This window comes from Streptomyces sp. ActVer, assembly GCF_027270795.1.
GTDB lineage: Bacteria > Actinomycetota > Actinomycetes > Streptomycetales > Streptomycetaceae > Streptomyces > Streptomyces umbrinus_A.
The window spans coordinates 1-23,396 of sequence record NZ_JAPWHT010000128.1 but is presented as its reverse complement, the minus strand read 5'-3'; the positions used below and the strand labels follow the sequence as shown (position 1 = coordinate 23,396).

The window sequence follows — 23,396 nt, the reverse complement described above, 5'->3', positions numbered from 1 at the left end:
CGGGTTCGGGTTCGGGTCCGTGTTCGTCTGCGGGTTCGTTGTGGCTGGTCGCGCAGTTCCCCGCGCCCCTGGGGTGGTTGGGGGCCGACGTCGGTTCCTCGGGTGCGGGGCCGCGTCGGAATGTCCGCCCGCAGCGGAGACCGCAACCCCCGCTTGCCAGGTGTCCGCCTCCCCGTCTCCTCGTAAGCTGCGGCCACACATCCCGCCACGTCCCCTCCGCCCGGTGGGACCACCGGGGCCCCGCCAGGGGCGCGGGGAACGGCGCGAGCAACCACGGCGGACCCGCACGTGGTGAACCGGCCTGGGCGCCGGTGCTTTTAGGGGCGCGGGGAACGGCGCGAGCAACCACGGCGGACCCGCACGTGGCAAACCGGCCTCGGCCACGGGTTTTTAGGGGCGCGGGGAACTGCGCGACAAGCCGCAGCGGGCCCGCACTTATCAAGCCGCCCCAACCCCCACCCACCCCCGGGGCGGAGCCCCAGTTTCGGGAAGGGGTGGGGTTGGGGAAGAGAAAAGGCCGCTCAGAGCAACCCACACCACACAAGACGAACACGGTCGGCCTCAGCCGACCCGTGCCACGTCCCGTTCGACCTCCACGTCCCGCCCCCCGGGCAACACCCGAGCCAGCCACCCCGACCGCCCCGCAGCCAACGGCCCAAGAACGGCCAAGAGCAACACATACCCCGCGATGAACGGCGACAGCCGGTCATCGAGCCCCGCCACCGCAGCCATCGTCGCAAGGATGAGAGCAAACTCCCCCCGAGCCAGAAGCGTCGTGGAGATATTGGCGGCGGGCCCGGCCCCGAACCCGTACACACGAGCCGCCCCAAGACCGGCAAGCACGTTCATGACGAGCGTCAGCGCCACCGCGGCCAGCACGGGCCAGAGCACGGTGGGCAGGTCACCGGGATCGATGGACAGCCCGAACGCGAAGAAGAACATCGCGCCGAAGGCGTCCCGCAACGGATGCACCAGCTTCCGTATCCGCTCCCCGGAGGACGTGCTGCCGAGCATCAGCCCGACCATGAACGCCCCGATCGCGTCCGCCACCCCGAACCACTCCGAGACCCCCGCCATGAACACGGCCGCCCCGAGGAAGGAGATGACCAGCAGTTCGTCGTCCTTGGTGTCGAAGAGCCGCCCCACCACCCGCGTACCGAACCGCGCCGCGAGGGCGAGCAGCAGCAGGAAGGCGAAGGCCTTGCCGCCGTCGAGGACGGCTGCGCCGAGGGAGTTCGCACCGGACAGGATCGGCTGGAGGGCCGCGAGGTAGAGGGCGAGGAAGACGTCCTCGACGACGATGATGCCGAGGATCGGCTTGGTCTCGGGGTTCCCGAGCCTCCCCGTGTCCACGAGCACCTTCGTCACGATCGCGGACGACGAGATGCCCAGCACCCCGGCGAGGACCAGCGCCTCGGAGGTGCCCCAGCCGAGGGCGAATCCGAAGCCCAGGCCCGCGCCGACGTTCAGCGCGAGGTAGGTCCCTCCGGCGAGAGCCATCCGGCGCCCGCCCGCCTTGAGGTCGTCCATGTGGAACTCGAGGCCGAGGTAGAAGAGCAGCAGGACCAGGCCGAGTGCGGAGAGCATCCCCATGTCGTGCGGGTCCGAGACGAGCACGATGCCGGGTGTGTGGGGGCCGAGCAGTATTCCGGCCAGGATGAAGAGGGGAATCGTGGGGAGCCCGATACGGGCGCCCGCGCGGGCGAGAACGGCGGCGGCCAGAAAGGCACCGCCCATGGCGATCAGAAGCTCTGCGTGTCCGATGGGCCCGTTCCTCCTTGGTCAAGAGAATGTCAAGAAATCGTCAGTAATTAGTTTACCAAACGACCTGGAGTGCCGGCCGGGCCGTACCGAGTGGTGGGGTTTACCCCAGCTGGACTCGGCGGTGGTCCTCATGGTCCCGAGTGGTCCCGAATCCGTAGTTTCGAGACATCGGCAGCGAGCGCGCTGCGACGAGCGGGGCGACGAGTGAGGGAAGGCGGACCCGGCCATGGGGCTGCGCAGGAAGCGGTACGGGGACGGGGACGGGGACGGGGACGGGGACGCCGTACAGGTACAGGGCACGAGCGGGCCGGTGGGGGACTGGGCCGTCGAACTGCGGGGCGTGCGGCGGCAGTACGGGCGCGGCGCCTCCGCCGTGCACGCCCTGCGCGGTATCGACCTCGCGCTCCCGCGCGGCAGCTTCACCGCCGTGATGGGACCGTCCGGCTCCGGCAAGTCCACGTTCCTGCAGTGCGCGGCCGGCCTCGACCGGCCGAGCGGCGGCACGGTCAGGCTCGGCGGCACGGACATCACGGGCATGAGTGAGAACAAGCTGACGGCGCTGCGGCGTTCGCGCCTCGGGTTCGTCTTCCAGGCGTTCAACCTGCTGCCGTCCCTGACGGTCGAGCAGAACGTGGTGCTGCCGATGCGCCTGGCCGGTCACCGGCCCGACCGGCGCCGGGCGGCAGCCGTCCTCGGCCAGGTCGGCCTCGACGGCCTCGGGCGCCGACGACCCGGCCAGCTCTCCGGCGGGCAGCAACAGCGCGTCGCCATCGCCCGCGCCCTGGTCACCCGGCCCGACGTCGTCTTCGCGGACGAGCCGACCGGCGCGCTCGACACGACCACCGCCGCCGAGGTTCTCGGCCTGCTGAGGCAGGCCGTGGACGGGCTCGGCGCCACGGTCGTCATGGTCACCCACGATCCGGCGGCCGCCGCCTGGTCCGACCGCGTCCTGTTCCTCGCCGACGGCTCGATCGTCGACCACCTGGAGCGTGCCCCGGCCGACCGGATCGCCGCCCGCATGGCCTCGCTGGCCGCGCCCTCCTTCTCGGGAGCGGCAGCCTGATGTTCGTGCCCAACGGCCTCGCCCGTGCCGCCGTCCGCTTCAAGCCCGCCGCCTTCGTGGGCACGTTCGTCGCGCTCGCCATGGCCGCGTTCATCGTCTCGGCCTGCGGCATCCTCCTGGAGACCGGCCTGCGGGCCTCGGTTCCGCCCGTCCGCTACGCCGACGCCCCGGTGGTCGCCGCCGCCGACCAGCGGGCCCACCTCGTCACCGGCCGCGGCGACAACCGCGAGGACGACGCCGTGCCGGTCCCGGACAGGGCCTGGCTGGACAACTCCCTGGTGGCGAAGGCAGGTTCGGTTCCCGGGGCGCGGACGGCGGTGCCGGACGTGACCTTCCCCGTCCAGACGCGTACGGGTGAGCAGGTCACCGCCCACGGCTGGGGCTCCACCGCCTTCACCGGCGAGCGGCTGACGTCCGGGCAGGCACCCGGGGAGGGCGAAGTCGCCCTCACGAAAGGTGTCCTCACGAACGGCAGGGTGGGCGACCGCGTCACCCTCACCACGGCCGACGGTCCCCGCACCTTCCGCGTATCCGGGCTCATGAAGGCCGGGGCGCCCACGGTCTGGTTCACCGACACCGAAGCCGTACGAGTCTCCGGGCACCCCGGCCGCGTCGACGCCATCGCCGTCCTCCCCGAGCAGGGCGTGTCGGCCGGGACCCTCAAGTCCCAGGTGGAGCACGCTCTGGGCAACCGCGCCGAGGTGTACGCAGGGGGCGACCGCGGGACCGTCGAGGACTCCTCCCTCGCCGAGGCCAAGGAGATACTCATCGCGCTCGGTGGCTCCTTCGGCGGTATCGCCGCGACGGTCGCCGTCTTCACGGCGATGGGCACCGTGGCGCTGTCCGTCGCCCAACGCGCCCGCGAGTTCGCCCTGTTGAGGGCCATCGGCACGACCCCGCGTCAGATCCGCCGCTCCATCGCCACCGAGACCCTGCTCGTCGCGCCCCTCGCCGGACTGGCCGGCCTTCTGCCCGGGATCGCGCTGGCAGGCTGGTGGTTCGGACAGCTCAAGGACAAGGGCGCGATCCCGGAGGCCGTCGACCTGTCGGTCTCGTACATCCCGCTGGTCTCGGCCGTCGGCGCGGTCCTCGTGGCCGCCCTGCTCGCCGGGTACGCGGCCGCCCGTCGCCCGGCGCGGATCAAGCCGGGCCAGGCCCTCACCGAGGCGTCCGTGGAGCGGCTGCGCCCGGGCTGGATCCGTACGCCGCTCGGGATCGCGGCGGCTGCCGGAGGCTGTGTCTGCGCGGGGCTCGCCGCGTCGTTGACCGGCGAGGACGCGGCCAACGCGGCGCTGGGCATCGTCATGCTGTTCATGCTGGCCGTGGCGCTGCTCGGACCACTGGTCGCACGCGCCTGCGCCGCCCTGTTCGGGCTCCCGCTGCGCGGCGCGGGAGCGTCCGCCTCACTCGCCGCCGCCAACTCCCGTACGAACGCCCGTCGGCTGGCCTCCGCGATCACCCCGATCGTCCTCGCGATGGCCTTCTCGTCCGTCCTCGTCTTCATGCACACCAGCGAGGAAAAGGTCACCCAGGAGCAGCAGCGGGACGGCATCGTGGCCGACCACATCGTGACGTCGGACGCGGGCCTGACCCCGGACGCCGTACGCGCGGCCACCCGCACACCCGAAGTCACCGCCGCCGTCGGTCTGTTGAAGACCGAGGTGCTCGTACGGGCGAACGGGTACCTGGACTCGGCCTCCACCCAGGGCATCACGGGCTCGGCACGCGACCTGGCCCGGGTGCAGGACCTGAACGTCGACAAGGGCGCCCTGTCCCTGAAGAGGGGTGAGATCGCGGTCGACGCCTCACTGGCCGAGAACGCCGGCGTCGGCGTGGGCGACCGGATGGAACTGCGCCTGCCCGACGGCACGAAGACGTCCCCGCGCATCGTGGCGACGTACGAGCGGGGCATGGGACTGTTCCAGGTCACCATGGGCCAGGCGGACTTGGCGGGACACGTCGGCTCCGCCTTCCTCACGGAGGTCTGGACGAAGGGCGGGAGTGCCGGTGATCTGGCGAAGATGGGCACTGTCCTGGACCGCGCGGACTACACGACCGCCCAGTCCCTCGACCGCGAGCTGAACGCCTGGGCGAACACCGTCATGGCGGCCGTCCTCGGCGGATTCGCGGCCGTCGCCGCCGCCAACACCCTGGTGATGACGGTCCTCGACCGCCGACGCGAGCTGGGCACGCTGCGGCTCATCGGTTCCACCCGCCGCCAGGTGATGCGCATGATCCGCTGGGAGGCCCTGCTCGTCGCGCTCGCCGGCATCGCCCTCGGCACGGCCATCGCGCTCGCCACGCTCGTCCCGATGATGAAGGGCCTGACGGGCCAGGCACCGTACATACCCCCGCTGGTGTACGGCTCGTTCGCGGCGGCCATTGTGATCCTCGGCCTGACGGCGGCGACCGTACCGGCGCGGGCCGCGATACGGGGCACACTCGACCCATGAACGAGAACGAGCGCCGAGCGACCGAGAGACCCCTGCTGACCCTCACCGAGGTCGAGGCCGTGGCCCGGAACGCGCACGCGGCCCAGACGGACAAGGCGGGCCGCCCGTACACCGAACACCTGCTGGCCGTGGCCGACGGGGTGCGGGCCCGCGGCGGCGACGAGGAACAGATCGCCGCCGCCTGGCTGCACGACTCCGTCGAGGACGACGCGCTCTCCGAGGACTGGCTCCGCGAGGCCGCCCTGTCCCGGCGTACGAAGGACATCGTGCTGGCCCTCACCAAGCGGAGGGACGAGCCCCCGGAGGCCTACGCCGACCGCATCCTGGCCACCCCGGGAGCCCTCCTGGTGAAGGAGTCGGACCTGGCCCACAACGCGAACCCGACCCGCCTGGCGGCCCTCGACGAGTTCACCCGGGCCCGCCTGACCCAGAAGTACACAAAAATGCGCAAACTTCTGGGCTTGCCGCGCCCCTGACGTGCCCCTTCAGGGGCGCGGGGAACTGCGCGACAAGCCACGGCGGACCCGCAGGTTCAAAACGACGCCATCTCCCGCGCGGAGCGCTCCGCAGGGGCGCCAAGCGGGGCGCGCCCTATGACTTGGCCCGCTCCCGGGCCAACTCCGTCGCGTCCCTCTTGAACGCCCACGACATCTTCGGCTCCATCGCGAAGCGGAACGCCCGCTGCACGGGCGGAGTACACAGCACGGTGATGACCGCGGCAGCGGCGACCGTGAGGAAGATCTCGCCGAGCGGCTGGTTCAGCCAGGCGTAGTCGTCGTACCAGCCCCAGAAACGGGAGCCCTTGGCGAGGAAGCCGTGCAGCAGATAGCCGTACAGCGTGCCCGCGCCCAGCACCGTGAACCACATCCTGCGGCGTGGCACCCAGGCGAGGAAGCACGAGGTGAGCACCATCGAGCAGCCGAACATGGCGAGCGTCATCACGACACCGGCCCACCAGGGGGCGCCCAACTCCTGGGCGCTGTCGCGGTGGTAGAACCACGCCGAGTTCATGCGAGGCCCCGCCCAGTACGCGAAGACGAGCGCGCCCAGGACGACCGGCACCGACAGGATCCGCACCTCACGGCGCCGCAGGAACTGGAAGTGCTCGGGCTTCATGAACAGGCCCACGACGAAGAACGGCAGGAACTGCAGGACCCGCTGGAGGTCGAGGTCGTCGCCGATGTCGGGCGAGACGGAGGCGAGGACCGCGATGGCGAGCGCGAGCGGCACTGGCCAGCGCACGACCTTCCACAGCGGGACCGTCATCCGCCACACGAACAGCGCGACCAGGAACCACGTGAGGTACCAGGGGTCGAGCAGGCTGATCGGGTAGCTCGGGTCGTCGTCGGCCCACTTCTTGAAGAGGGAGTACGCGATCTCGAAGAGGATGTACGGCACGGCGACGCCCGTGACCAGTCGCCGGAGCCGGTCGGTGCGCATGTCGAAACTGCGGGAGAAGTAGCCGGAGATGAGGATGAAGGCCGGCATGTGGAAGGAGTAGACGACCATGTAGAGCGCCTCGGCGGCGCGGCTTTGGTCGGTCAGCGGTTCCCAGGCGTGGCCCATCGCGACGAACACGACCGCCAGGTACTTGGCGTTGTCGAAGTACGCGTCGCGCTGCTTGGCGGGCTTGGCGCCCGGCCCGGTGGTGGCGGTACCCGGTTGCGGGGATCCCGGGTTCCGTGGTGGTCGCGGGCTCGGTACGCCCGGCGCCGGTGTCTGTGCCGACGGGAGCGGAGCCCTCTGATGGCCGTACGGACGGAGCGAGTTCGTCACAGACCCTCCCACCAGGAGCTGGGGGAGACGATCCTGGACCTCGCTGCTCGTGCGGGGGACGTGGCAGCGTAGAACATCTGAGGCACCCTAGCGTTGTCTGTGTGATTTCGTAAAACCTCTGAGGCGAATCCTGCTTATCGCCGTACGGGTACCCGGTATTTGGCGAAGTCGTCATGCGGATGCCTGTGTCGATCGTCATACCGCAAGCAGGTGTTACGTCCGGCTTCGTCACGACTAAATGGTGCATAACGCCCGCGGGCGACTCTGGTGAAATGTCCGGTTGAGTCATCTTTAGTGACCCGTCTCCAGTCTCGTTGCTGTGCCTGTGGCAACAATTCGAATTGGCTGCGAACAGGTTGTGTGGATGACTGTGTGGACATGGAAACGATCTTCCTGAATTTCCCGTGAGTGGGATCCCTCGAATTGCCGTGCGACGCCCGGCTGTTCGCGTCTGTGACCGAAGGATGACTCTCCCGCCGCATACGCCGGGCTCGTTGGTGGCACGATGGTTCTGGCGGGGGTGCGCGGGGTTGCACCTCCGGGCCGGGAGAGCGGACCGACCGTAGGGTGTGATCAGTTGTGGCCATTTCGCTGTCAGTGGTGCTTCTGTTGGGGATCGTCCTGGTGGTGTTGATACGAGGGGGATCGATCAAGGGCGGGCCGGCGGTGGTCGCCGTGCTCTTCGGTTTCTTCCTCGCCTCCACAGGCATGGCGGACGACATCCAACGGTTCCTCAACTCGGTAGCGGAGACCATCAACTCGATCCAGTTCTGAGCGAGTCGGGGACGCCCGGCGGCCAAGGGCACCCGGGGAGCGGACCGGAACGGGGCTGCGCGACGCGGACCCGTCGGAGGCGCGCGGCGCCCCGGTACCCGAACAGACCGCACCCGTACGGTCCGTACCGGTCCGTACGCTCCCGGAGTCGCACGCCGGCGCGGACTCCTGGGCGGCGACGCCCGTATGTGCCGTGGTGACGCCCCGTATGTGGCGTACGGAATCCGCCAGGTCCCCGCGGTGGACGTCCGAGCCCTCTGGCCGGCGTACGGCTTCTCATCCGTTCAACCGTCGTCCTCTCGGTCGCCCTCTCGACCCTCTCGACCGAAGGAGCCCGAGGAAGTGAGCCCCGAGAACGCCTGGGAGTTGCGGGAGAGCTGGGAGAGTCCGATCGGAACCCTCCGGTGGGACCGCCTCGGGCCGAAGGACGGTCCGCCCGTGGTGCTGCTGCACGGCACCCCGTTCTCGTCGTACGTGTGGCACGACATCGCCCCGGCGCTCGCCGCCGACGGCCACCGGGTCCACGTCTGGGACATGCCCGGCTACGGCAGCTCACAGAGGAGCGACGGCCAGGACGTGTCCCTCAAGGCGCAGGGCGAGGTGTTCGCCGAGCTCCTGGGGGTCTGGGGGCTGTCGAACCCGTCGGTGATCGCGCACGACTTCGGCGGCTGCGTCGCACTGCGCGCGCATCTGCTGCACAGGGCCGAGTACCGGCGCCTCGCCCTGGTCGACCCCGTCGCGCTCGCCCCCTGGGGCTCACCCTTCTTCCGCCTGGTCGCCGAGCACGCGGCGGTCTTCGGGCAACTGCCCGCACCGCTGCACGAGGCCCTGGTCCGCGAGTACGTGGGCTCCGCGAGCCATCGGGGACTGCTGCCCGACGTCCTGGACGCACTGGTCGCCCCCTGGACGGACGCGGCGGGACAGGCGGCGTTCTACCGCCAGATCGCCCAGGCCGACCAGCGCTACACGGACGAGATCCAACCCCTCTATCCCACGCTGAACCTGCCGGTCACCGTCTGCTGGGCCGCCGAGGACACCTGGATCCCACCCGCCAAGGGCGAGGAACTCGCCTCCCTGATCCCGGGCGCCCGCCTCCGCCCGGTCCCGGACGCGGGCCACCTGGTCCCCTTGGACGCCCCGGCCCGCCTCCTGGGCGAGCTGATCGCTTTCCTCCGGAACTGAACGGAACTGAACGGAACTGAACGGGACTGAACGGGACTGAACCCGACCCGGAAACGCGTCAGGGCCAGGCCGGAGAACGAACCTCCGGCCTGGCCCTGAGCCGTACAGAGCGGGCGACGGGAATCGAACCCGCGTAGCTAGTTTGGAAGACTAGGGCTCTACCATTGAGCTACGCCCGCACAGGATGCGCCGCAGGTCAGTGACGCGCGGCACGGAAGCATCGTAGCGGGTCGCACCCCCTCGTCGCACACCCCGTTCCGGAGGGCCCGAGTGCCCCGTGAAATGCGGGAGCCGCGCCGCCTGCGGGCATGTACCCTACGTCTCGCACCAGACGGGGTGTGGCGCAGCTTGGTAGCGCGTCCGCTTTGGGAGCGGAAGGCCGTGGGTTCAAATCCCGCCACCCCGACCACCGTGCCGGACCACCGTGCCGGACCACCGGCAAGATCACCTTTTGGGGCGTGTCCCGCCTGCGGCTAGTATGCAAACTGCGCGCCCGTGTGTCTGCATTGTTACGTCCCTCAAGGGCCGCCAATCCGCTGAGGCTCCGCCGTATCCGGCAGAGAACGTCAGCAGAACCCAAAGAAGTCAGCCCCCAAGGAGACCGAACCGTGAAGAGCGCCGTGGAGACCCTGAACCCGACCCGGGTTCGGCTCAGCATCGAGGTGCCCTTCGAGGAGCTCAAGGACAGCCTCGACGCGGCGTACAAGAAGATCAACCAGCAGGTCACGGTGAAGGGGTTCCGGAAGGGCAAGATTCCGGCGCGCGTCATCGACCAGCGGTTCGGCCGCGGTGCGGTTCTTGAGGAAGCGGTCAACGACGCGCTTCCGAAGTTCTACACCGACGCGGTCAACGAGGCCGAGCTGAACGTCCTCGGCCAGCCCGAGGTCGACATCACGGAGCTGAAGGACGGCGAGACGCTGAACTTCACCGCCGAGGTCGACGTCCGCCCGGCCATCGAGATCCCGGACTACTCCGGCATCGAGGTCGAGGTCGACGCCGTCGAGGTCAGCGAGGAGGACGTCGACAAGGCCGTCGAGGAGCTGCGTGAGCGCTTCGCCTCGACCGCCCCGGTCGAGCGTGCCGCCGAGGACGGCGACGTCGTCACCCTCGACCTGGAGGCCAAGGTCGACGGCGAGGTCCTGGAGGACGGCGTCGCGAGCGGCGTCTCCTACACCATCGGTTCCGGTGAGCTGCTGGATGGCATCGACGACGCCGTGAAGGGTGTGGAGGCCGGTGGCGAGGTCACCTTCGCCTCCGAGCTCAAGGGCGGCTCGGCGGCCGGCAAGGAGGCCGAGGTCACCGTCAAGGTCACCCAGGTCGCCAAGCGCGAACTGCCCGAGCTGGACGACGACTTCGCGCAGCTTGCGTCCGAGTTCGACACCCTTGAAGAGCTGCGCGGCGACAGCCGCAAGCGCCTCGAGAACATGAAGCAGTACGACCAGGCCACGCAGGCCCAGGAGCGAGTCCTGGAGAAGCTGCTGGAGCTCGTCGAGGTGCCCGTCCCCGAGAAGCTGCTCGAGGACGAGATCAACACCCGCAAGCACAACCTGGAGCACCACCAGCTCGGCCAGATGGGCATCGACCTCGAGAAGTACCTCGAGATCCAGGGCAAGACGGCCGAGGAGTTCGACACCGAGACCAAGGACGCCGCGGTCAAGGGCATCAAGACGCAGTTCGTCCTGGACGAGCTCGTCAACAAGGAGAAGCTGAACGTCAACCAGGAGGAGCTCACCGAGCACCTCATGCGGCGTGCTGCCTCCTCCGGCATGTCCCCCGACCAGTTCGCCCAGCAGGTCGTCGAGGGTGGCCAGGTCCCGATGCTGGTCGGCGAGGTCGCCCGCGGCAAGGCCCTGGCCGTCGTGGTCGAGGCCGCCACGGTGAAGGACACGAACGGCGTCCTCGTCGACTTGGACGACGAGGACGAGGTCTCTGCCGAGGACTCGACCGAGGAAGCCGCCGAGGAGGCCCCCGCGGCCGCCGAGGCCTCCGAGGAGAAGACCGAGGCCTGATCGCCTCACCAGTACGTACTACGGGCCCCCGGGACATGTCCCGGGGGCCCGTAGGGCCTTCCAGGGGCGCGGGGCTGTATCGATGCGGCTCCGCCGCGTGGGCGCGAGCAACCCACCACGACCCGCACCCGCCGATGCACCATCCGCGGCAGACGCGACCGCGGCCCTGTGGGGGCTGGCCGCGCAGTTCCCCGCGCCCCTGACGGAGCCCGCCGGTCTCTAGGGGCGCGGGGAACTGCGCGAGCAACCACCACCAAGCCGCACCCGCCGTCGAACAGCCCGTGGCAGACGCGACCGCGGCCCGGCGGGGGCTGAGCGAGCAGTTCCCCGCGCCCCAAAAGGCCGGGGCGGGGCCGGCCGTACCCCCTGCTCACCCAGCGGAGCGCATGCGCTCACAGCGAACAGTCACCTCTGCGGGATTCCCCGGAGGGACCCGCGCGTTAGGGTCCATGAGTACGAGGGCAGGGGAGTCCCCGGAGCCGTCCGACACGGCGCGCATACGGGGTCCCACGCCCCCAGCAGAAGACGTGAGACGGCCCGGCGCCGTCGTAAGACGAGCAGGTGGATACGTGACGAATCTGATGCCCACAGCCGCCGGCGACCCCATCGGTGGTGGCCTCGGCGACCAGGTCTACAACCGGCTGCTCGGCGAGCGGATCATCTTCCTCGGCCAGGCGGTCGACGACGACATCGCCAACAAGATCACGGCGCAGCTGCTTCTCCTTGCCTCCGACCCGGAGAAGGACATCTACCTCTACATCAACAGCCCCGGCGGCTCGATCACCGCCGGCATGGCGATCTACGACACCATGCAGTACATCAAGAACGACGTGGTGACGATCGCGATGGGCATGGCGGCCTCCATGGGCCAGTTCCTGCTGAGCGCGGGTACTCCGGGCAAGCGCTTCGCGCTGCCGAACGCGGAGATCCTGATCCACCAGCCCTCGGCCGGCCTCGCCGGTTCCGCGTCGGACATCAAGATCCACGCCGAGCGGCTGCTGCACACCAAGAAGCGGATGGCGGAGCTGACCTCCTTCCACACCGGCCAGACCGTGGAGCAGATCACCCGCGACTCGGACCGGGACCGCTGGTTCGACCCGATCGAGGCCAAGGAGTACGGCCTCATCGACGACATCATGCCCACCGCTGCCGGAATGCCTGGCGGCGGCGGCACCGGGGCGGCATAGGTCGGCACACCGCCGACCCGGGTGCCGGCGTAGACCGGCACCAAGCCCCTCCGAGCCCCCAGCCGACCGCCTCAGCCCTTATCAGGCTTTCCAGGAGACACAGTGAACGACTTCCCCGGCAGCGGCCTCTACGCCCGCACAGAGGCCGAGTACACCGGCCCTCGCGCGGAGTCCCGCTACGTCATCCCGCGCTTCGTCGAGCGCACCTCGCAGGGCGTCCGTGAGTACGACCCGTACGCGAAGCTCTTCGAGGAGCGCGTGATCTTCCTCGGCGTGCAGATCGACGACGCCTCCGCCAACGACGTCATGGCGCAGCTGCTGTGCCTGGAGTCGATGGACCCCGACCGGGACATCTCGGTCTACATCAACAGCCCCGGCGGCTCCTTCACGGCACTCACTGCGATTTACGACACGATGCAGTTCGTGAAGCCGGATGTCCAGACGGTCTGCATGGGCCAGGCGGCCTCGGCCGCCGCGATCCTGCTTGCCGCCGGTACGCCGGGCAAGCGCATGGCACTTCCCAACGCCCGCGTGCTGATCCACCAGCCGTACAGCGAGACCGGCCGAGGCCAGGTCTCGGACCTCGAAATCGCGGCGAACGAGATCCTCCGCATGCGCGCCCAGCTGGAAGACATGCTGGCCAAGCACTCGACGACGCCGATCGAGAAGATCCGCGAGGACATCGAGCGCGACAAGATCCTCACGGCCGAAGACGCGCTCGCGTACGGCCTGATCGACCAGATCATCTCGACCCGGAAGATGAACAACGCCGCGGTCGCGTGACGCGTCGCTGTATCGTCTGCCGCTCCTTGACGCGGTTCACGACAAAGTGAACCGCGCCAAGGGGGGCCCGAACGGGGGGCTCGGCAAGGTACCGTCGGACATAAGGCAGCACCAGGAGCCGCTGGACCTAGGCGTCTCCCAGGCGAAGGGGAAGCACACCGTGGCACGCATCGGTGACGGCGGCGATCTGCTCAAGTGCTCGTTCTGTGGCAAGAGCCAGAAGCAGGTCAAGAAGCTCATCGCAGGCCCTGGTGTGTACATCTGCGACGAGTGCATCGACCTCTGCAACGAGATCATCGAGGAGGAACTCGCGGAAACGAGCGAGGTCCGCTGGGAGGAACTCCCCAAACCTCGCGAGATCTACGAGTTCCTCGAGGGGTACGTCGTGGGCCAGGAGTCTGCCAAGAAGGCGCTCTCCGTCGCGGTCTACAACCACTACAAGCGGGTCCAGGCCGGTGAGAACAGCACGGGTCAGAACCGCGAGGACGCCATTGAGTTGGCGAAGTCCAACATCCTGCTTCTCGGCCCGACGGGCTCGGGCAAGACGCTCCTCGCCCAGACCCTGGCCCGCATGCTGAACGTCCCGTTCGCCATCGCCGACGCGACGGCGCTGACGGAGGCCGGCTATGTGGGCGAGGACGTCGAGAACATCCTGCTGAAGCTCATCCAGGCCGCCGACTACGACGTCAAGAAGGCCGAGACGGGCATCATCTACATCGACGAGATCGACAAGGTGGCTCGTAAGAGCGAAAACCCGTCGATCACGCGGGATGTGAGCGGCGAGGGCGTGCAGCAGGCCCTGTTGAAGATCCTCGAAGGCACGACGGCCTCGGTCCCGCCGCAGGGCGGACGCAAGCACCCGCACCAGGAGTTCATCCAGATCGACACGACGAACGTCCTGTTCATCGTGGGCGGCGCCTTCGCGGGCCTGGAGAAGCTGATCGAGTCCAGGGCCGGCGCTAAGGGCATCGGCTTCGGCGCGACGATCCGCTCGAAGCGCGAGATGGAGTCCAAGGACCAGTTCGAGGACGTCATGCCCGAGGACCTGGTCAAGTTCGGCATGATCCCGGAGTTCATCGGCCGTCTGCCCGTCATCACTTCGGTGCACAACCTCGACCGCGAGGCCCTCCTCCAGATCCTCGTCGAGCCCCGCAACGCGCTGGTGAAGCAGTACCAGCGCCTCTTCGAACTCGACGGCGTGGAGCTGGACTTCGAGCGCGAGGCCATGGAGGCCATCGCCGACCAGGCCATCCTCCGCCAGACCGGCGCCCGGGGCCTGCGCGCCATCATGGAGGAAGTCCTCCAGTCCGTGATGTACGAGGTCCCGTCCCGCAAGGACGTGGCCCGCGTGGTCATCACAGCGGAAGCGGTCCGCTCGAACGTCAACCCGACGCTGATCCCGCGGGACGCGCGGGGGCGGGGGCCGGGGGAGCAGAAGACGGCGTAGCCGCTACGCGTGTACGTGAAGGGCGCCCAATGACATTCGTCGGGCGCCCTTCTGCGTGCCTTCAGGCCAGCTTCACTTGAATCAAATCGAGTTCACGACCCGCTTTGTGGCATGTGCACCTCATGTGATCTTCTCTCGTACGCAGGGATGACCGCCCTGCCAAGTGAAACGGGAGGGGCAAGACATGAAGTTCAGGCGCGCCTTGGCGACGTTGAGTGTGCTTGTGGCAGCGGGCGTCGTCCCGCTGGTTACGGCTGGTACGGCGCAAGCTGATCCGTTCGACTGCGTGGATTACCTCAAGTCCAAGAACTATGAAATAGGGCCCAAGGTGACGAAGGCGTGCAGTTATAACAAGACCTTCACCAATTGGAAGTGTGTCGCGCAGCTCAGTCTGCTGATGAGCAACACATCGCACATCGCGAACGCATGTTCCCGCGCGATCGGGGACTGAGGGAAAAGGAAAGGGGCGTCTCGCTGACTCGTGAGACGCCCCCTCAGGGCACGTTCACGCCTTGACGCGAACTTCCTTGCGGAGCTTGGCTGTCAGCTCGGCAGCCGCCGAGAGGTCGGCGCCCTTGCCCGCCATGGCGTTGGCCATGTCGATGTTGATGATGACGCCGAGCGTGCTGTGGTCACCCCAGATGCACACCGGCATGCTGATCGACGAAGGGCCGGCGGCCGCGTCGCCGGACGCCTCGTCGTTCTTGAGCTTGGTTTCCTGGCACTTCAGGACCGCGCCGTCCAGCCCGCTGGGCGAGTAGCTCTTCGGGCTGCCGACGAGCTGGCCGTCCTCGGAGTCCTTGGTGGCCTCGTCCTTCAGGTCGGCGAACATGGCGTCGACGACCTTCTCCGGGTCCTCGATCTCGCCGTACACGCCCATGAATTGGATCATGTTCTGGGACAGCGGGTTGCTCTCGTCCCCGGCCACGTAGCCCGCATCGACGTCCTTGGCATTCTTGACGCCGCGCTTCTCGGCCTTCTTGACGTCGCTCGCGTCGAAGCCGCCGCCACCGGCCTCTTCGCTCTTCTTGTACTCCGTGAGCACCGTCGCCGGAGTAGTCAGCTTGTGGGGGCCGTCGTCCGCGACGTCCGAGGAGCCGCTGCTGCCGCTTCCGACGACGAAGTACGCGCCGACCGCGATCGCCGCCACGACCGCGACCGCGCCGATGATGAGGCCCGTCTTCTTCTTGCCGCCGCCGGGAGCGGGCGGCACCGGCGCGCCGTAGGGGGCGCCGGGGGGCTGCTGCTGCGGGTAGCCGTAGCCCGGCTGCTGGGGCGGAACCCCGGGAGGGGCCTGCTGGGGGTACCCGTAGCCGGGCTGCTGCTGAGGCGCCTGCTGCGGGTAGCCGTAGCCGGGCTGGGGGGCCTGCGGCTGCTGGCCGTAAGGACCCGGCTGACCGTACGGTCCGGGCTGCTGAGGCTGCCCGCCGTACGGGCCCGGCTGGTTGTAGCTCATTACTGGGTTCCCCTCCAGAAATTTATGTGTTCCGAACATCCTGGCGTACGGAGCGCCCATGCGGGGCATCGGGGGCCCGCCGTTACCAACTCTTCTGGGTTCACTACATGCCTGTGACAGTTGCGCCCCTCACCCGTGACTGATCTGCGGACGAGGCGTTAGGCAGGACGTGGTCGCACGTTCATGTGAGCATGGAGCTTGCGTACGAGGAAGGGGCGGGGAGTGGACGGGAAGGGAGATGGCGCTCGGCTGCGGGTTCTCACCGCGGTCGTTCCGGTCTGGCTGAATCAGGCGGCTCATGAGCGGGCGCACGAGGCTTGCCACGCTTCGGCGTTGTTGTGGAACCGGACCGTGTCCTGGGTCCGTGCGGAGTGGACGGCGGGACGATCACCAGGTCGTGAAGACATTAGGCGTTACGTGACATCACTGCCTGGCGAAGTGCGTCCACTGCACGCTCATACGGCACAGGCCGTTGCCTACGACCTGGCTGATGCCATCGCTCTGGCGCGCACGAACAAGGCGCAGGGAATCCGAGGGGTGAAGTTCCCGTGGCGCGAGAAGAGATACAGGCCCCTCGTGTTTACCGCTCGCTTCGGCTGGAGGGTCAAGGACCACGCCCGTCTGCTCCTTTCGCTGGGAAAAACGCGGGAACGGATTGTGCTGCCGGTGCCCGAGTTCACCGACAGGTTCGGTCTGTTGGTCACCCCGGATCGCTGGGGCGAGATGAAGCTGTGCTGGGACAGCGCGGCCCGTGAGTGGGCGCTTCGCATCTCCTATCGCTCCGTCGATGACAGCCTGCCAAGTGCCGTGGGACCCGCAGCCGGAGAGAAATCTGGCGGGACCCCGAGAACTGTGACCATCGCGGTGGACGAGGGCATCATCAACCCGATGACACTGGCCACCGTCACCCCCAACGGTGGTTACGCGGCTCTCGTTCTCAACGGGCGCAGTTCTCGCGCGGTCAAGCAAGCGCGCAACAAGGGCATGGCTCGGTTGCAGTCCAAGATGTCCCGATGCCGCGTCGGCTCGCGCCGCCACCGAAAGTTGGCAGAGGCGAGGAAGAAACTCACGGCGAAGACCGACCGTCGTTTGCGTGACTTCAATCATCAGGTCACCGCAAAAGCCAATCGGTTCATCCGCGATCAGGTGGCGGCCCACGAGCAGGCGGCTTCTGAAGGCATCCAGGTGGTGGCACGGCTCGTTGTAGGCGATGTCCGTGGAATCGAAAGGAACACGGAGAAGCGACGTCGTGCCTCGCGCTCGACCCGGCAGCAGCTTTCACAGTGGGAGCGAGGGGTCCAGGAGCGTCAGCTCGCGTACAAAACCGGGCTGCCGATCCAACACATCAGCGAGGCGAACTCGTCACAGGCATGCCCATACTGTCTGAGCCGCCGCAAGGTGCGCGGCCGGACATACGTCTGCGCGAACAAGGACTGTGCCCTGGTGCTGCACCGGGACGCACTGGGCGGGGTGAACATCCACACCCTTGCCATCAATGACGGGGCCTTCGTCCCGGTTTCACCCGGCACCGAGATGCGGGTGAAGTATCTACGAGCCCAACCTGGCTGGTCGTCCGACCAGCGGGAACGCCATGGTTTCCACCAGCAGGCACAAGTGCTCGCTGGTGCGGGGCGAAGGCGTGAAGCACGTAGTAGTGCCCGGAACCGGGCCATCGGTACCGACTGTGACATCGGTGCTGATGTTGCTGCTGCTCTCCAATACGAGAGCACTGTGATTCATGAGGGCGGTGCCGCTAGCTCACCAGGTACCGGTCGGGCATCTGCCCGCGCCGCCCAAAGAGCCACAGAAGGCAGAAATCCCGGCGTTTCCGCCGGGGAGGTTCACACCCCTAAACTGACCCCGTGACCGAGAACGCTCAGCAGCAGACGCCAGCCAACGCCCCCGAACTGCCGACCCAGTACGCGCCGGCCGAGGTAGAGGGGAAGCTGTACGAGCGCTGGGTGGAGCGGGGTTACTTCGCCGCCGACGCGAAGAGTGAGAAGCCTCCGTACACCATCGTCATTCCGCCGCCGAACGTCACCGGGTCGCTGCACCTGGGGCACGCCTTCCAGCACACGCTCATGGACGCGCTGACCAGGCGCAAGCGCATGCAGGGGTACGAGTCGCTGTGGCTGCCCGGCATGGACCACGCCGGTATCGCCACGCAGAACAAGGTCGAGCAGCAGCTTGCCGAGGAGGGCAAGTCGCGGCACGACCTCGGGCGCGAGGAGTTCGTCGAGCGCGTCTGGCAGTGGAAGGAGGAGTACGGCGGCAGGATCCTCGGGCAGATGCGCCGGCTCGGGGACGGTGTGGACTGGGACCGCGAGCGGTTCACCATGGACGAGGGCCTGTCCAAGGCCGTCCAGACCATCTTCAAGAAGCTGTACGACGACGAGCTGATCTACCGCGCCGAGCGCATCATCAACTGGTGTCCCCGCTGTCTGACGGCCATTTCGGACATCGAGGTGGAGTACCAGGAGGACGACGGCGAGCTCGTCTCCATCAAGTACGGCGAGGGTGACGAGACGCTCGTCGTCGCCACCACCCGCGCCGAGACGATGCTCGGTGACACCGCCGTCGCCGTTCACCCCGACGACGAGCGCTACCGCCACCTCATCGGCAAGCGCATCAAGCTGCCGCTGACCGACCGCACCATCCCCGTCGTCGCGGACACGCACGTCGACCCCGAGTTCGGCACGGGTGCCGTCAAGGTCACCCCCGCCCACGACCCGAACGACTTCGCGATCGGCCGGCGTCACGGCCTGGAGTCGATCACGGTCATGGACGAGCGGGCGATCATCACCGTCCACGGCCCCTTCGAGGGACTCGACCGCTTCGAGGCCCGCTCCGCCATCGTCGGCGCGCTGCGCTCGCAGGGCCGGATCGTCGCCGAGAAGCGTCCGTACGTCCACAGCGTCGGGCACTGCTCGCGCTGCCGGACCACGATCGAGCCGCGGCTGTCCCTGCAGTGGTGGGTCAAGGTCGGCCCGCTCGCCAAGGCCGCAGGTGACGCCGTCCGCGACGGCCGGGTGAAGATCCACCCCGAGGACATGTCGAAGCGGTACTTCGACTGGGTCGACAACCTCAACGACTGGAACATCTCGCGTCAGCTGTGGTGGGGCCACCGGATCCCGATCTGGTACGGCCCGGACGGCGAGACGGTCTGCGTCGGCGCCGACGAGGAGCCGCCGGGCACCGAGGCCGAGGGCTGGAAGCAGGACACCGACGTCCTCGACACCTGGTTCTCGTCCGGCCTGTGGCCGTTCTCCACGCTCGGCTGGCCCGAACAGACCCCGGAACTCAAGAAGTTCTATCCGACCGACGTCCTGCTCACCGGCCACGACATCATCTTCTTCTGGGTCGCCCGGATGATGATGTTCGGTCTGTACGCGATGGACGGCGAGGTGCCCTTCAAGACCATCGCCCTGACCGGTCTGGTCCGTGACGAGCGCGGCAAGAAGATGTCGAAGTCGTTCGGCAACGTCGTCGACCCGCTCGACTGGATGGACGCGTACGGCTCCGACGCCGTCCGCTTCACCCTGGCCCGCGGCGCCAACCCCGGTACGGACGTGCCGATCGGCGAGGACTGGGTCCAGGCGTCCCGGAACTTCGCCAACAAGATCTGGAACGCGACACGGTTCGCGCTGATGAACGGCGCGACGGTCGAGGGCCCGCTGCCGGACGCGTCCGAGATGTCGGCGACGGACCGGTGGATCCTCTCCCGGCTCAACAAGACGGTCGCCGAAGTCGACGCGTTCTACGAGGACTTCCAGTTCGCGAAGCTCTCCGACGCGCTCTACCACTTCGCGTGGGGCGAGGTCTTCGACTGGTACGTCGAGCTGTCGAAGACGACGTTCATGGCGGGCGGTGCCGCCGCCGACGTCAGCAAGCGGGTCCTCGGCGAGGTCCTGGACGTCACGCTGCGGCTGCTGCACCCGGTCGTCCCGTTCGTCACGGAGACGCTCTGGACCACCCTCACCGGTGGCGAGTCCGTCGTGATCGCCGACTGGCCCAAGGACAGTGGCTTCCGTGACACCGGCGCCGAGCGGGAGATCGAGACGCTTCAGCAGGTCATCACGGAGGTTCGCCGCTTCCGTGCCGACCAGGGCCTGCAGCCCGGTCAGCGGGTTCCGGCCCGGCTGACCCTCGACGGGACCGCCCTCGCCCCGCACGAGGCGGCCATCCGCCAGCTGCTGCGCCTCCAGCCGGAGGGCGACGGCTTCACGGCCACGGCGACGCTGCCGGTCGCGGGTGCGCGGGTCGCGCTCGACCTCTCCGGCACGATCGACGTCGCCGCCGAGCGGAAGCGGCTTGCCAAGGACTTGGCCGCCGCCGAGAAGGAGAAGGCGCAGGCGAACGGCAAGCTCGGCAACGAGGCGTTCCTCGCGAAGGCGCCGGATCATGTCGTGGACAAGATCCGGGTGAGGCTTGCCAAGGCCGACGAGGACATTGCCCGTATCCAGGCCCAGCTGGAGGGCTTGCCTGCGGCGTAGCCGCCTCCGGCGAGGGTGAGCGTGTAGGTGGCCGAGGGCCCCGGGACCTGGTGGTTCCGGGGCCCTCGGCGTGTCCGGGCCCGGTTGTCGAGCGCTCCCGCCGGTTCGTTGTCGGCTGCGGGCCCGTCGTGGCTTGTCGCGCAGTTCCCCGCGCCCCTACCGGGGCGCGGGGCTCCGTAGACTGGGTGTGTGAGTGAGCTCCCGCACGACAGCAGTGAGTCAGACCCGGTCGACCCGTTCGACGAGATCGTCGAGGCGGAGACCGGGCGTGATCCCGATCTGGCCGTGATCGAGGCCGGCAGCCGTACCCTGCGCACACAGGGCGTGGCACCGGAGTCCGACATCCCCACGCGCCCGTCCGACCAGGAGACCGACAAGGCGCTCCGTGAGGTCGAGGCCGAGCTCGCCACACGCTGGGGCGAGACCAAGCTGGAACCGTCCGTGAGCCGTATCGCCGCGCTCATGGACGTGCTGGGGGAGCCGCAGCGCGCGTATCCCTCCATCCACATCACGGGGACGAACGGCAAGACGTCGACCGCCCGCATGATCGAGGCCCTCCTCGGCGCCTTCGACCTGCGCACCGGGCGGTACACCTCGCCGCACGTCCAGTCGATCACCGAGCGCATCAGTCTGGACGGCGCCGCGATCCCCGCCGAGCGGTTCGTGGAGACGTACCGGGACATCCAGCCGTACGTCGAGATGGTCGACTCCCAGCAGGAGTTCCGCCTCTCCTTCTTCGAGGTCCTCACGGGCATGGCGTACGCGGCCTTCGCGGACGCGCCCGTCGACGTGGCCGTCGTGGAGGTGGGGATGGGAGGCAGCTGGGACGCGACGAACGTGATCGACGGGGATGTCGCCGTCGTGACCCCCATCGATCTGGACCACACCGACCGGCTCGGAACCACCCCCGGGGAGATCGCCAAGGAGAAGGCCGGGATCGTCAAGCAGGACTCGACGGTGATCCTGGCCCAGCAGCCCGTCGACGCCGCCCAGGTGATGCTCAAGAAGGCCGTCGAGGTCGATGCCACAGTCGCCCGCGAGGGGCTCGAGTTCGGCGTCGTGAGCCGCCAGGTCGCCGTCGGCGGGCAGCTGCTGACTCTCCGGGGGCTGGGCGGGGAGTACGACGAGGTGTACATCCCGCTGCACGGGGCGTACCAGGCGCACAACGCGGCGGTGGCGCTCGCCGCGGTGGAGGCGTTCTTCGGGGTCGGTTCCCAGCGGCCCGAGCCGCTCGACATCGACACGGTCCGCAAGGCCTTCGCGGCGGTCTCCTCGCCCGGGCGGCTGGAGATCGTGCGCCGGTCGCCGACGGTCGTGCTGGACGCCGCCCACAATCCGGCGGGGGCCCGGGCGACCGCCGAGGGGGTCCGTGAGGTCTTCGACTTCAGCCGGCTGATCGGAGTCGTGGGGTCGAGCGGGGACAAGAACGTACGGGGGCTGCTGGAGGCCTTCGAGCCGATCTTCACCGAGGTCGTCGTCACGCAGAACTCCAGCCATCGGGCCATGGACGTGGACTCGCTCGCCGCGATCGCCGTCGAGGTGTTCGGGGACGACCGGGTGCAGGTCGAGTCCCGGCTGGACGACGCCCTGGAGGCCGCGATCACGTTGGCCGAGGAGGAGGCGGAGTACGCGGGGGCCGGTGTGCTGGTGACCGGGTCCGTCATCACGGTGGGCGAGGCCCGGATGTTGCTGGGGAGGGGCTGATCCGTGCGTACGCTCTGTGCTTCGACGCTGATCGGTGAGTTCTTCGTCATCGGTTTCGCGGGGCTTGTCGCGATGAAGGATCCCGATCTGTCCATGGCCACGGTCTGGACGGTGAGCGGGGTCGCGATGGTGTTCTGTCTGCTGCTCTGCGGGATGATCACGCGGCCGGGGGGTGTCCAGCTGGGCTGGGCGCTGCAGGTCGCGCTCATCGCGAGCGGGTTCGTCGTGCCGACCATGTTCTTCCTCGGCGCCGTGTTCGCCGCCCTGTGGTGGGCCTCGGTCCATTTCGGACGGAAGGTGGAGGAAGCGAAGGCGCGCTTCGCCGCGCAGGCCGAGGCCGGGGGTAACACGGCGTAGGCCTTTTCTCGCCCTCGCCGCCCCTGCCCGTCCCGTCCCTGGGGCTGCCGCCCCCAGACCCCCGCTATCGGCCTGAACGGCCTCGTCCTCAAACGCCGGACGGGCTGAGTGCCTGGACTGGGCTTTAGAGGTTCGGCCCGGCCGCGCAATCCTTCAGCCTCTCCGGCGTTTGAGGAGCGGGGGTTCGGGGGCGGAGCCCCTGAAAAGGGACGGGAACGGGCAGGGGCGGCGAGGGCGAAAACAGTCGGGTCGTCCCGTATCGGACCGGCGCACCCCGTAGCACCTGACGCTGCGTAACACGCACCCGGACACGCCCTGTAGCCTCGGTCTTCCGCACATCTGTGACCTGAAGGAGCCACCACCGTGAGCCAGCGCACCCTCGTCCTTCTCAAGCCCGACGCGGTCCGTCGCGGCCTGACCGGCGAGATCATCAGCCGCATCGAGCGCAAGGCCGGCTGGGAGATCACCGCGCTGGAGCTGCGCACGCTGGACCAGGACACGCTGGAGCAGCACTACGGCGAGCACAAGGGCAAGCCCTTCTACGAGCCCCTGGTCGCCTTCATGGCCTCCGGCCCGGTCGTGGCGCTGGTCGTCGAGGGCGAGCGCGTCATCGAGGGCGTACGGGCACTCGCGGGCCCGACCGACCCGATCGCCGCCGCCCCCGGCTCCATCCGTGGTGACTTCGGTGTGATCGTCCGGGAGAACCTGATCCACGCCTCCGACTCCGAGGAGTCCGCCGAGCGCGAGCTGAAGATCTTCTTCCCGGGCATCGCCTGACGGCTCCCCGACGGACTGCCGGACCGACGGCCGACGGACCCCGAGGCCCGTGCCACCAGCGGGCCGACGGGTGGCGTACCGGGCGCGCTGCACGGTGCCCGGTCGCGGACCACGGGCGCCCGGACACGGCGGCCTCGGGCAGGGACACTCTCCCAGGCTCCAGGCTCCAGG

At 68.6% G+C, this 23,396-nt stretch carries 18 protein-coding genes and 2 tRNA genes; 16 read left to right on the top strand and 4 right to left on the bottom strand.

All coding sequences use genetic code 11. The features are described 5' to 3' along the window. Positions 1 to 561 precede the first annotated feature (561 nt). A complete protein-coding gene (locus tag O3Q52_RS21920) occupies positions 562 to 1,737 on the bottom strand; it encodes a cation:proton antiporter (RefSeq protein WP_269650477.1) in 1,176 nt (391 codons plus the stop codon). A 253-nt stretch (positions 1,738 to 1,990) separates the two neighbouring features. On the opposite strand from O3Q52_RS21920, the gene O3Q52_RS21915 reads away from it, so the two are divergent. From O3Q52_RS21915 to O3Q52_RS21905, 3 genes are read left to right on the top strand one after another with little or no spacing between them, the layout of a single operon-like run. Continuing rightward, positions 1,991 to 2,827 (top strand): ABC transporter ATP-binding protein, encoded by an 837-nt coding sequence (locus O3Q52_RS21915; RefSeq protein WP_269650476.1) that lies wholly within the window; start codon positions 1,991 to 1,993, stop codon positions 2,825 to 2,827. Further along, the gene (locus tag O3Q52_RS21910) at positions 2,827 to 5,280 is read left to right on the top strand and encodes an FtsX-like permease family protein (protein ID WP_269650475.1); all 2,454 of its coding nucleotides are present in this window, start codon (positions 2,827 to 2,829) and stop codon (positions 5,278 to 5,280) included. Before O3Q52_RS21915 ends, O3Q52_RS21910 begins: the two co-directional genes overlap by 1 nt. Next, on the top strand, positions 5,277 to 5,756 hold the full coding sequence (locus O3Q52_RS21905) for an HD domain-containing protein (RefSeq protein ID WP_269650474.1): 480 nt from the start codon (positions 5,277 to 5,279) through the stop codon (positions 5,754 to 5,756). The genes O3Q52_RS21910 and O3Q52_RS21905 overlap by 4 nt, the downstream gene beginning before the upstream one ends. A gap of 115 nt (positions 5,757 to 5,871) precedes the next feature. On the opposite strand, the gene O3Q52_RS21900 is transcribed toward O3Q52_RS21905, so the two are convergent. Continuing rightward, a complete protein-coding gene (locus tag O3Q52_RS21900; protein WP_269650473.1) occupies positions 5,872 to 7,056 on the bottom strand; it encodes an acyltransferase family protein in 1,185 nt (394 codons plus the stop codon). 579 nt (positions 7,057 to 7,635) lie between these two features. On the opposite strand from O3Q52_RS21900, the gene O3Q52_RS21895 reads away from it, so the two are divergent. Both O3Q52_RS21895 and O3Q52_RS21890 read left to right on the top strand, forming a co-directional pair. Then, positions 7,636 to 7,830, top strand: a complete 195-nt coding sequence (locus O3Q52_RS21895) for a hypothetical protein (RefSeq protein ID WP_055611884.1) — start codon at positions 7,636 to 7,638, stop codon at positions 7,828 to 7,830. 342 nt (positions 7,831 to 8,172) lie between these two features. Beyond that, positions 8,173 to 9,012 carry an alpha/beta fold hydrolase gene (locus tag O3Q52_RS21890; protein WP_269650472.1) on the top strand — a complete coding sequence of 280 codons (840 nt, stop codon included), beginning with the start codon at positions 8,173 to 8,175 and terminating at the stop codon, positions 9,010 to 9,012. A gap of 108 nt (positions 9,013 to 9,120) precedes the next feature. Here O3Q52_RS21890 and O3Q52_RS21885 read toward each other — a convergent pair. Continuing rightward, positions 9,121 to 9,191: transfer RNA gene (locus O3Q52_RS21885), tRNA-Gly, on the bottom strand. 153 nt (positions 9,192 to 9,344) lie between these two features. Between O3Q52_RS21885 and O3Q52_RS21880 the strand changes: the two genes are divergently transcribed. The 6 genes from O3Q52_RS21880 to O3Q52_RS21855 all read left to right on the top strand — a co-directional run bounded on the left by O3Q52_RS21880 (position 9,345) and on the right by O3Q52_RS21855 (position 14,889). Continuing rightward, positions 9,345 to 9,421 (top strand) — tRNA-Pro (locus O3Q52_RS21880). Positions 9,422 to 9,620: 199 nt separating this feature from the next. Continuing rightward, positions 9,621 to 11,021: a trigger factor gene (gene tig, locus O3Q52_RS21875; protein WP_269650471.1), complete on the top strand. Its 1,401-nt coding sequence runs from the start codon at positions 9,621 to 9,623 to the stop codon at positions 11,019 to 11,021. Positions 11,022 to 11,602: 581 nt separating this feature from the next. Then, the gene (locus O3Q52_RS21870; protein WP_189838477.1) at positions 11,603 to 12,208 is read left to right on the top strand and encodes an ATP-dependent Clp protease proteolytic subunit; all 606 of its coding nucleotides are present in this window, start codon (positions 11,603 to 11,605) and stop codon (positions 12,206 to 12,208) included. Between the two features lie 102 nt (positions 12,209 to 12,310). Continuing rightward, positions 12,311 to 12,991 carry an ATP-dependent Clp protease proteolytic subunit gene (locus O3Q52_RS21865; protein ID WP_055611888.1) on the top strand — a complete coding sequence of 227 codons (681 nt, stop codon included), beginning with the start codon at positions 12,311 to 12,313 and terminating at the stop codon, positions 12,989 to 12,991. Between the two features lie 160 nt (positions 12,992 to 13,151). Then, the gene (clpX, locus tag O3Q52_RS21860; protein ID WP_269650470.1) at positions 13,152 to 14,438 is read left to right on the top strand and encodes an ATP-dependent Clp protease ATP-binding subunit ClpX; all 1,287 of its coding nucleotides are present in this window, start codon (positions 13,152 to 13,154) and stop codon (positions 14,436 to 14,438) included. Positions 14,439 to 14,622: 184 nt separating this feature from the next. Next, a complete protein-coding gene (locus O3Q52_RS21855) occupies positions 14,623 to 14,889 on the top strand; it encodes a hypothetical protein (RefSeq protein ID WP_269650469.1) in 267 nt (88 codons plus the stop codon). A gap of 54 nt (positions 14,890 to 14,943) precedes the next feature. Here O3Q52_RS21855 and O3Q52_RS21850 read toward each other — a convergent pair whose 3' ends face one another. After that, positions 14,944 to 15,894 carry a hypothetical protein gene (locus tag O3Q52_RS21850; RefSeq protein WP_269650468.1) on the bottom strand — a complete coding sequence of 317 codons (951 nt, stop codon included), beginning with the start codon at positions 15,892 to 15,894 and terminating at the stop codon, positions 14,944 to 14,946. 417 nt (positions 15,895 to 16,311) lie between these two features. Here O3Q52_RS21850 and O3Q52_RS21845 point away from each other — a divergent pair, with 417 nt between their 5' ends. The 5 genes from O3Q52_RS21845 to ndk all read left to right on the top strand — a co-directional run bounded on the left by O3Q52_RS21845 (position 16,312) and on the right by ndk (position 23,225). Beyond that, positions 16,312 to 17,760 carry a transposase gene (locus O3Q52_RS21845; RefSeq protein ID WP_269650467.1) on the top strand — a complete coding sequence of 483 codons (1,449 nt, stop codon included), beginning with the start codon at positions 16,312 to 16,314 and terminating at the stop codon, positions 17,758 to 17,760. Then, complete coding sequence (locus O3Q52_RS21840) at positions 17,757 to 20,387, top strand: valine--tRNA ligase (protein WP_269650466.1); 2,631 nt, start codon at positions 17,757 to 17,759, stop codon at positions 20,385 to 20,387. Before O3Q52_RS21845 ends, O3Q52_RS21840 begins: the two co-directional genes overlap by 4 nt. Positions 20,388 to 20,576: 189 nt before the next feature. Further along, positions 20,577 to 22,091, top strand: a complete 1,515-nt coding sequence (locus O3Q52_RS21835) for a folylpolyglutamate synthase/dihydrofolate synthase family protein (RefSeq protein WP_269650465.1) — start codon at positions 20,577 to 20,579, stop codon at positions 22,089 to 22,091. 3 nt (positions 22,092 to 22,094) lie between these two features. Beyond that, a complete protein-coding gene (locus O3Q52_RS21830; RefSeq protein ID WP_055611894.1) occupies positions 22,095 to 22,448 on the top strand; it encodes a DUF4233 domain-containing protein in 354 nt (117 codons plus the stop codon). Between the two features lie 363 nt (positions 22,449 to 22,811). After that, entirely contained in the window at positions 22,812 to 23,225 is a 414-nt protein-coding gene (gene ndk, locus O3Q52_RS21825; protein WP_269650464.1) for a nucleoside-diphosphate kinase, read from the top strand. The last annotated feature ends 171 nt before the right edge of the window (positions 23,226 to 23,396 follow it).